The 8,660-nt window shown below is 72.3% G+C and carries 6 protein-coding genes; 1 reads left to right on the top strand and 5 read right to left on the bottom strand.

Going from position 1 to position 8,660, the window contains the following annotated elements; genetic code table 11:
* Positions 1-110 precede the first annotated feature (110 nt).
* Positions 111-572, bottom strand: coding sequence for an SRPBCC family protein (locus H0X00_RS18445; protein WP_367186691.1), 462 nt, complete (start codon positions 570-572; stop codon positions 111-113).
* A gap of 70 nt (positions 573-642) precedes the next feature.
* Here H0X00_RS18445 and H0X00_RS18440 point away from each other — a divergent pair, with 70 nt between their 5' ends.
* Entirely contained in the window at positions 643-2,412 is a 1,770-nt protein-coding gene (locus tag H0X00_RS18440; RefSeq protein WP_293773766.1) for a VanW family protein, read from the top strand.
* A gap of 17 nt (positions 2,413-2,429) precedes the next feature.
* Here H0X00_RS18440 and H0X00_RS18435 read toward each other — a convergent pair whose 3' ends face one another.
* The 4 genes from H0X00_RS18435 to H0X00_RS18420 all read right to left on the bottom strand — a co-directional run.
* Positions 2,430-3,101, bottom strand: coding sequence for a DJ-1/PfpI family protein (locus H0X00_RS18435; RefSeq protein ID WP_293773764.1), 672 nt, complete (start codon positions 3,099-3,101; stop codon positions 2,430-2,432).
* Entirely contained in the window at positions 3,098-3,304 is a 207-nt protein-coding gene (locus H0X00_RS18430) for an AraC family transcriptional regulator (protein WP_293773763.1), read from the bottom strand. The genes H0X00_RS18435 and H0X00_RS18430 overlap by 4 nt, the downstream gene beginning before the upstream one ends.
* 347 nt (positions 3,305-3,651) lie before the next feature.
* On the bottom strand, positions 3,652-5,544 hold the full coding sequence (gene recD, locus H0X00_RS18425) for an exodeoxyribonuclease V subunit alpha (RefSeq protein WP_293773761.1): 1,893 nt from the start codon (positions 5,542-5,544) through the stop codon (positions 3,652-3,654).
* Positions 5,541-8,660, bottom strand: a 3,120-nt coding sequence (locus H0X00_RS18420; RefSeq protein ID WP_293773759.1) for a UvrD-helicase domain-containing protein, incomplete at its 5' end; no start/stop codon positions are given. The genes H0X00_RS18420 and recD, both read right to left, overlap by 4 nt.

The following is an 8,660-nucleotide window of genomic DNA, read 5'->3' as shown; positions in this document are numbered from 1 at the left end:
GGACCGCGCCATCCGGGCCAACTCCGCGCGCTGCTCACTACTGACCGGCAACGCCGGTGCTGTCTTGATCGGCATGATCAATCATACCGCGCTAATTCACAGACAGACCACTAGGCGGCGGTCTCGGCAACCGCCTTGATCCGGTTCAGCGTCTCGGTCATGCCCCGGATGTTGGTCTTCGCGCGCAGCGGACCGGCCAGCGTCCAGTACAAGCGGATGAACAACGACGGGGTGAGCTCGAAGGACTCCGTGACGTCGGTGCCGTCGTCGGCTGGGGCGAGCCGGTACCGCCAGGTGTTCACTCCGGACATGCCGGGGACCTCGACCACGAACGCGAAGTCCTTTTCCGGTTCACAGGCCGTGATGCGGCAGGTCGTCCAGTACATGGGCCCGCGCCCGTTGCGCTTGACGTGGCCCTGGAATTTCACGCCCAGCGCAGGGCCCGTGGCGCCGGAGATCCAGCGTCCTTCCAGGGTCTCGGGCGAGAATTCCCCTATCCGGGTGACGTCGCTGACCAGGTCCCAGACCACCTGGGGGTGGGCGTTGATGTGAACTGTGACGGATTCGGTCAGCGGGCGCATGGGGCCAGCTTAGGATTGTCGGGCCGGACCGGACCGGCGAAGGCACCTGGGGGAAAATGCCGTGGTGACACCGCCTGCGCCGCCGCCTGGGCCGCCCCCGCCCCCGGTCCCGGGCCTGCCGGAGCCGGAGAGCTCCCCGAGCTTCCTCGCCCGCCGCCTGGCCGTGACCATCGCCGCGGTGGCCGTACTGCTCGGCCTCGGCCTTTACGTCACTGCGTACGCGTCGGCCGGATCCGAGGTCAAGAAGGGCACCACGGTGCTCGGCATCGACATCGGTGGCCTGAGCCGTCCTGACGCGGAGTCCAAGCTCACCACGGAACTGCCCGCGGTGATCAGCAGCAAGGTCACCGTCACCGCGGCCGACAAGACCTTCACGCTCGACACCGTGAAGTCCGGGTTGGCGGTCGACGCCCGCGCCACGGTCGAGCGGGCCGGCGAGCGCAGCCTGAACCCGGGCGTGGTCTTCCCAGTACTGTTCGGTGCCAAGGACAACCTCCAGCCGGTGCTCTCCGTCGACGAGGCCGCGTTGAACGCGGTGGTCGAGGGGATCGCGAAGAAGGTCAACCAGAAGGCGCGCGAGGGCCGGGTGAAGTTCGAGGGCGGTCAGGCGGTCGCGAGCAAGCCGCGCGAGGCCCGCACGCTGCTCGTGGCCGAGACGGCCCAGGCCCTGCGGGAGGCGTACACCTCCGGCGCCACCTCGGTGACCGCGCCCGTGCAGTCCACCCCGCCGGTGGTCGGCCAGGCTGAGGTCGACCGGGTGATGAAGGAGTTCGCGACCCCGGCGATGTCCGGCCCGGTCACCGTCTCGCTGAACGGCCAGGCCATCAGCCTGTCCACCGCGAAGCTCGACGACTACCTCAAGATCTCGGTCAACGGCCCCACCCTCAGCTGGACCGTCAACACCGACAAGATGGCGACCGACGTCGCCGAGGACAACCCCGACGTCATCAAGGCACCCAAGGACGCGAGCTTCGTCTTCGTGCGTAAGAAGCCGAAGGTGGTCCCGGGCAAGGACGGCGAGAAGATCGACCCGGTGAGCTTCGGCGAGCAGATGCGCGCCGCCCTCGTCTCGACGACCGCGCGCACGGTGGCGGCCACGGCGGTCCCGTCCGAGCCCGACGTCACCACGGCCGAGGCCGAAGGCCTCGGCATCGTCGAGCAGATCTCGACCTACCGCACCAACTACCCGATCGCGCCGTACCGGGTGAACAACATCGGGCGTGCGGCCGAGCTGATCAACGAGGCGCTCGTTCTGCCGGGTGAGATCTTCAGCCTGAACGACCGGATCGGCGAGCGCACCGAGGAGAACGGCTTCGTCAAGGGTTTCGTCATCGACAAGGGCGTGTTCAAGGAGGACCTCGGCGGCGGCGTCTCCCAGTCCGCGACCACGGTGTTCAACGCCGTCTTCTTCGCCGGGCTCAAGGACATCGAGCACCACACCCACAGCCTGTACATCAGCCGGTATCCGGCCGGCCGCGAGGCCACCGTCGCCTTCGGTTCCAAGGACCTGCGCTTCCAGAACGACACGCCGACCGGGATCCTGGTCCGCGCCGTCGCCAAGCCCGGCTGGATCCGGGTCAGCATCTGGGGCACCAAGTACTACGACAAGATCGAGTCGGTCAGCTCCGAACGCTCCGACTACAAGGAGACCACGTCGATCACCTCGGCCGCCCCGGACTGCGTCCCGCAGTCACCGGTGCCGGGCTTCGAGATCGACGTGACCCGCGTGTTCTACCAGGGCGGCAAGGTCGTCAAGCGGGAGAAGTTCCACACCGAGTACATCCCGACCGATCGGATCACCTGCACCAACCCCAGGCCGGACGACGATTGACCTGAGCTGACGCTCAGTCAGTTCTTGCCCGCGTAGAACGCGTCCATCCCGCCGCGCAGCGAGCCCAGCATGTCGGCGGTGGCTTGGATCAGCGACGCCGGCGCGTTGCGCGGGTGCCCGTACGGGGTCGGGGGTTGCGGGTCGTATTCGCCGGCCAGTTGCAGGGCCGCGGCCATGTCCGGCCCGGCGACCTCGGCGATCAGGGTGAGGCCGAAGTCGATGCCGGAGGTGACCCCGCCCGCGGTGATCCGGTTGCGGTCGCGTACGACGCGCTCGTCGCTGACCACCTCGACGCCCGGGTAGGTGGCGAGGTCCCCCAGCGCCCCCCAGTGCGTGGTGGCCCGGTACCCGTCGAGCAGGCCCGCCTCGGCGAGCAGCAGCGCGCCGCTGCACACCGAGGTGACCCACGTTGCCTGCGCGCCGGTCTTGGCCAGCCACGCGATCACCTCGGGGTCGGCGAGTTCACCCGAGACGTCGACGCCACCGCCGACGAGCAGGATGTCCAGTTCCGGGCAGCTCGCCAGGTCGTGGTGGGGGAGCACCTGCAGGCCGCTGTCGGCGACCACCGGGTCCTTGGTCTTCGCGACGGTCACGACCTCCCAGCCCGGGACCCAGCCCAGGAACTGCTGTGGACCGAGCACGTCGAGCATGGTCATGTTCTGCCAGAGGTGAACACCGACGCGGGTCATGCGATCGCTCCTTGGGGCTCGTGCGGGACGAGGGTGAGGCCGGGGGAGACCCCGATCTCGGCGGTGAACACCCGGGCGAAGTGACGGGGGCTCATGTGCAGCTGGTCCGCCAGGGCGGTCAGGGACAGGTCGGCCGCGGGATGCTCGTGGATGTAGGCCTGGATCTCCTGCAACGGGTGCCGATGCGCCAGCTGCGCCGACATCGCCGCGGAGAACTGGGACTGGGTGCGGACCGGCGCAGATGAAGCACGAGCAGTTGCGCGCACTGGCGGGCCACGTCGACCCCGGCGTCGGCCTCGACCAGCGCGAGCACCAGGTCGTAGCCGGAAGTGACCCCGGCGGAGGTCCAGACCGTCCAGGCTCCATCCCGAGAGCTCCTGGGTGGGCCACGATCAGCATCCGACGCGCCATGACGCCGACGCTAGGTTGCCACGGCGCTGTCCACCATGACACGAAGCGATCAGATCAGGACACGAGCTCTCCGGCCCCGGCCGCCATCTTCTGCAGCGCGGCGTAGGCCATGTCCGCGCCCTACCCGGCGCACTGCGTCCTAGTGCCCGCCGGGTTCGCGCAGCCGTTCCCCGAGCCCGCTCGCGCGGGCCGCGGGACGGTCCACCGACCGCGCCACCGCGTCCGGGGACCCGATCACCCGAACCGCGCCGGAGGCGCGGGTGACCGCGGTGTAGAGGGTCTGGCGGGTGGCCAGCGGTGAGCCGGCCGCGGGCAGCATCAGGCTGACCTTGGCGAACTCGCTGCCCTGACTCTTGTGCACCGTCATCGCGTGCACCGGGCGGACCTCCGGCAACCGGCCGAGCGGGACCAGTTTCGGCTCGCCACCGCGGCGGAAGGCGGCGACCACCTCGCCGTCGAGGTCGACGACCACGCCGGTGTCGCCGTTGAACAGGCGCGCGTCGCGGTCGTTGGCCGTCACCAGCAGCGGCTCGCCGACGTAGCGCCGGTCGGCGCGGAAGGAGGTCGGGGCGCCCAGCCAGGAGGCGACCCGGTCGGTCCAGAGCCGGACGCCGCGCGGCCCGAGATGGTGCGCGCACAGCAACCGGTGCCGCTCGAGCGCATCGAGGGCGAGTCCCACCTCGCCGGCCCGGGCCGCCGCTTCCATGTCCGTGCCTGCGGCGACCACGTCCGCGCGCAGACCGGCCACGTCCTGCTCGGTGATCGGGGCGTCGTCGTCGACCTCGACGAACTCGATGCTGGGCTCGCCGGAGCGCAACAGGGCGAGTACCTCGACGGCCCGGCCGTCCCGCACCGCCGCGGCGAGCCGCGCGATCACGCCCTGGTCGGCGAAGCGCCGGTTGTGCCGCAGGGTCACCACGTGCCCGGCCAGCCGGGACGGGCCGGAGCCGGAACGCCCGACGATGTCGCCGAGGACGGCCCCGGCCTCCACCGAGGCCAACTGATCGGGGTCGCCGACGAGGATCAACCGCGCTGTCGGCCGGACCGCCTCGAGCACCCGGGCCATCAGCGTCAGCGAGACCATCGACGTCTCGTCGAGGATCACCACGTCGTGCGGTAGCCGGTTCTCCCGATCGTGCGCGAACCGGCTGCGGGTACCCGGGCGGAAGCCGAGCAGGCGGTGGATGGTCGACGCGGAAACCTGGCCGACCCGGGCCGCATCGGCCTCGCTGAGCTCGTCGAGCGCGGCTCGCACCGCCTCCTCCAGTCGCACCGCCGCCTTGCCGGTGGGAGTGGCCAGGGCGACCCGGGGCGGGGGCCCCGGCTGGTCGGCCAGGGCGGCCAACAGCCTCGCGACGGTCGTGGTCTTGCCGGTGCCGGGCCCGCCCGCGACCACGGTCAGCAGACCGAGAGCCGCGCCGGCCGCCGCGTCCCGCTGGTCTCTGTCTCCGGGTTCCGGGAAGAGCCGGTCGAGGGCTGCTTCCAACCGGACGATGTCCACGGCGGGGCCCGGTGCGGCGGAGCGGGCCAGCAACTCGGCGGCCACGGAACGCTCCTGGGCGAAGTACCGGTCCAGCCACATCGACCCGCCGACCAGGCGCAGCGGCGGACCGGCCGGGTCGTCCTCGCCGCCGCACAGCGGACTGGTGGCGCAGCGGACGACCCAGTCCGCCGGGTCCGGCCAGGGCAGCGTGGCCGGGTCGGGAGCGCCGGTCTCCGCGGTTCCGCCGCCGGCCTCGAAACCGGCCGCCTCCAGCGCCTCCGGGACGATCGTCTCGGCCGCGCTCGCGAGGTCCAGGACCACTGAGCCGGCCCGGGTGCCGCGCACGGTCAGAGCGGCGGCGAGCAGCACGGCATCGTCGTTCTCGCCGCCGAGGCGGCCCAGCGTCTGGGCGACGTGGACGTCGGCCGCGGAGAGCACCCCGGCGGCGTTGAACTCGGCCAGGATCCCGGTGGCGTGCCGGGCCCGCTCGGGCAGAAAGGCACCCTGGGCTCCGACGTCGACCGCGCTCACGGGGCTCGCTGGGCTCATGCTGCACCTCCGGCGAGCAGGTCGGACAGCGCAACGGCCAGGGCCGCGGGCGGTGCCCAGGCGAAGACGCCGGGGGTCCCGTCCGGTCCGGCGGTACCGGGCCCGCACATTCCCCGCAGGTAGAGGTAGAGCACGCCGCCCAGGTGCTGATCGGGATCGTAGCCGGGCTGACGCCACGTCAGATAGCGGTGCAGGGCGACCTGGTACAGCAACGCCTGCAGTGGATAGTCCGAGGCCCGCATGGCCGGGGCCAGCGCTTCGGGCCGGTAGTGCCAGGCGGTCGGCTCGCCTCCCGCCGGGTGCAGCCGGTTGGTCTTGTAGTCCACGACCAGGTAGCGGTGCCCGGTCGGACCGGGGATGCGGAGCACGGCGTCGATGCTGCCGGTCAGATAGCCACGCAGCGGCTGCCCGGCCAAATCCGGGTGCCGCATCCGATCGGCGTAGGGCAGCACCGGGTCGCCGACGGACAGGTGCGCGGTCAGCAGCGCGGCCACCTCGCCGAGGCGGACGTCCCGGCCGGGCTGGTCCCCGCCGGCCAGCGGCAGCTCGAAGTCCAACTCGCTGAGCCGGTCCGCCGGCGCGATGTCGGCCAGGGCCAGGTCGGCGGCCAACGGCCCCATCGGGGTCCGCATGGCCAGGTCCAGCGCCGCGACCAACGCCTCGGGGCCCACCCCGGGCACCGGTAGGTAGCGCAGCTCGCGGTCCACGGCCGGTCGGAGGGCGGCAACCAGGTCCCCGCCCGAAGCACTGCCGGTGGTGTCGACCCTCTCCAGCACCTCGTGGACCAGGGTGCCGAACGTGGCGCCGGCGGGCAGGTCTCCGAACGGGGAACGCAGTGAAGACAACAGATTTGAAGCGCTGTCAGAAGCGACCGGGTCGGTGGCCGGTGCCGGCTCGCCCTCGGCCGGTTCGTCGACCTTGCCGGGGGACTCCGGCTCGCTGACCGGCGCCGGGCCCGCGTCGTGGACCAGGGCGGTGAGGGCGGAGTACGAGGTCCGGCGCCAGGCGGTGTCGACGGTCCGCCGGAACTCCTCGGCCCGGGGCTCGCCCACTGCTACTGCCGGTGAGGTCCACCGGGCCTGAGCTATCGGCAGCTCAATCTGCTCGACCCCTAGTGCCCCGATCGATCCGGCGGCGCGATCGGTGAGCACGGTCAGCGCCGCGTCCAGGGCCGGCACCTCGACCCGCTGAGCCGCCGCGATGCCGGGCGGCGTGAACAGTAACCGGTGCAGGGGGGCCGCCTTGGTGATCGTGGACCGTCCCCACCACAGGGTCAGCTGGGACCGGGTCCGGGTGGCCGCGACGTAGAGCAGCCGGAGTTCCTCGCCCGCGTCCTCCTCCTGACTTGCCGCCAGTGCAGCGGGCCAGCCCGGTCCGACCCCGCCCACGTCGCGGATCCGGGTCCCGTTCTCCGGGTCGTGGAACAGCGCGACCTCGGCGTCGTCCTTGACGAAGCGCGCCCACGCGAAGGGCACGTACACCAGCGGGAACTCCAGGCCCTTGCTGGTGTGGATAGAGACCACCTGGACGGCCTGGGCGTCGGAGTCCAATCGGCGACTGCGCTCGGCGCCGGGGTCACGGTCGGCCTCGGTGATCCGGCGGCGCAACCAGGTCAGCAGAGCGACCAGGCCCAGCCGCTCGGTGGTCGCCGCGCTGTGCAGGACGTCGCAGATGTGCCGCAGGTCGGTGGCCCTGCGCTCCCCGCCGGCCTCGCCGAGCAGCCGGGCGAAGGTGCCGTGGTCGGCGTCCACCGCGCCGAGCAGGGCAGCCGGGCCGCGGTCGGTCAGGATTCCGGCCCAGGTCCGCGCCTGCTGGGCGAGGGTGTCGTGAGCCCGCTCGCCGCCGACATCGACTCCGGTCGCGGTCCGGCCGATGAAGTCGGTGACGGCGAGCCGGCGCACGCGGCCGACCCGGTGCGGCTGTTCCAGCGCCTCCAGCAGCACCAGCCAGTCGGTGGCGGCCGCGGTACCGAACACGCTGGTGGCCGCGCGGAGCACCGTGGGCACCCCGGCCCGCACCAGCAGGTCGCGGATCCTTTCGCCGTCGGCATTGCGCCGGACCAGGACGGCGATGTCACCGGGGTGCACCCTTCGTTCGGTGCCCGAGGCCCGCAGCGTGCTGCCGTCGGTCAGTACCTCGACGATGTCGCGGACGACGTCGGTGGCCACTGCCTCCCGCAGCGGGTTGGCCTTCGCCAGCCCGGCCTTGGTGCTCGGCACCCCCGTGCCCGGGTGCACCCGGACCCGTACCGACGCCGTCGCCCCACCGGGGCGCACGAGCAGTGGGTCCGGCAGGCCGGCCTCCACCGGCTCGACCCGGATCCGTTCGTCGCCCAGCGGGGCGCCCCCGAACAGGGCGGCCAGCCCGGCCAGCACCCGGGCGTCGCTGCGGTAGTTGCGCGGCAGGGTGGCGTGGGTGCCGGCCGCCTCCGCGGCCCGCAGGTAGGTCTGCACGTCGCCACCACGGAAGGCGTAGATGGCCTGCTTGGGGTCGCCGATCAGGACCAGCGTGGCGTGCGCGTGGAACGCGGCCTCGAGAATCTGCCACTGCACCGGGTCGGTGTCCTGGAACTCGTCCACCAGCACCACCCGGTAGCGCGAGCGCAGCCGGGCGCGGACCGCCTCGGCGTCCGGGCCGTGCAAGGCGTCGCGCAGCACCACGAGCAGGTCATCGAAGCTCATCGCCCGACGGGCCCGCAGCCGGCGCGCCAGCTCGAGGCGGACGGCCTGGGCGTACCTGGCCCGGTCCCGCGGTGCGCCCTCACCCGCGGTCGGGGCGAGCTGCGCATGCGGGTCCACGGTGGCCTCCTTCGCCACCTGGTGCGCGATGCCGAACGAGAACGCCGGGGGGTCGGCCAGTGGCGCGTACTTGCGCAGGTAGAGGTCGGTGGCAACCTCGGTCCGTAGGTCGGCGAGGTCCTCCAGCAGTTCGGTGTCCGGGTCGGCGTCCGCCGCGGTGCCGAGGCCGCGGATCACGAGTTGGCAGAAGCCGTGCGTGGTGGTGATGGTGGCCGCGTCGAAGTCGGCGGTCGCCGCCACCAGGCGATCCCGCCGGGCCGCGACCGCGGCCGCGTCCCCGCTCGCCAGGTGCGCCAGGAGCGGGTCCCCGCTCGCGAC

It is taken from the genome of Sporichthya sp. (genome assembly GCF_013815995.1).
Classification (GTDB): domain Bacteria; phylum Actinomycetota; class Actinomycetes; order Sporichthyales; family Sporichthyaceae; genus Sporichthya.
The sequence above is the reverse complement of the archived record's forward strand: the minus strand, read 5'-3'. Positions and strand labels throughout refer to the sequence as shown.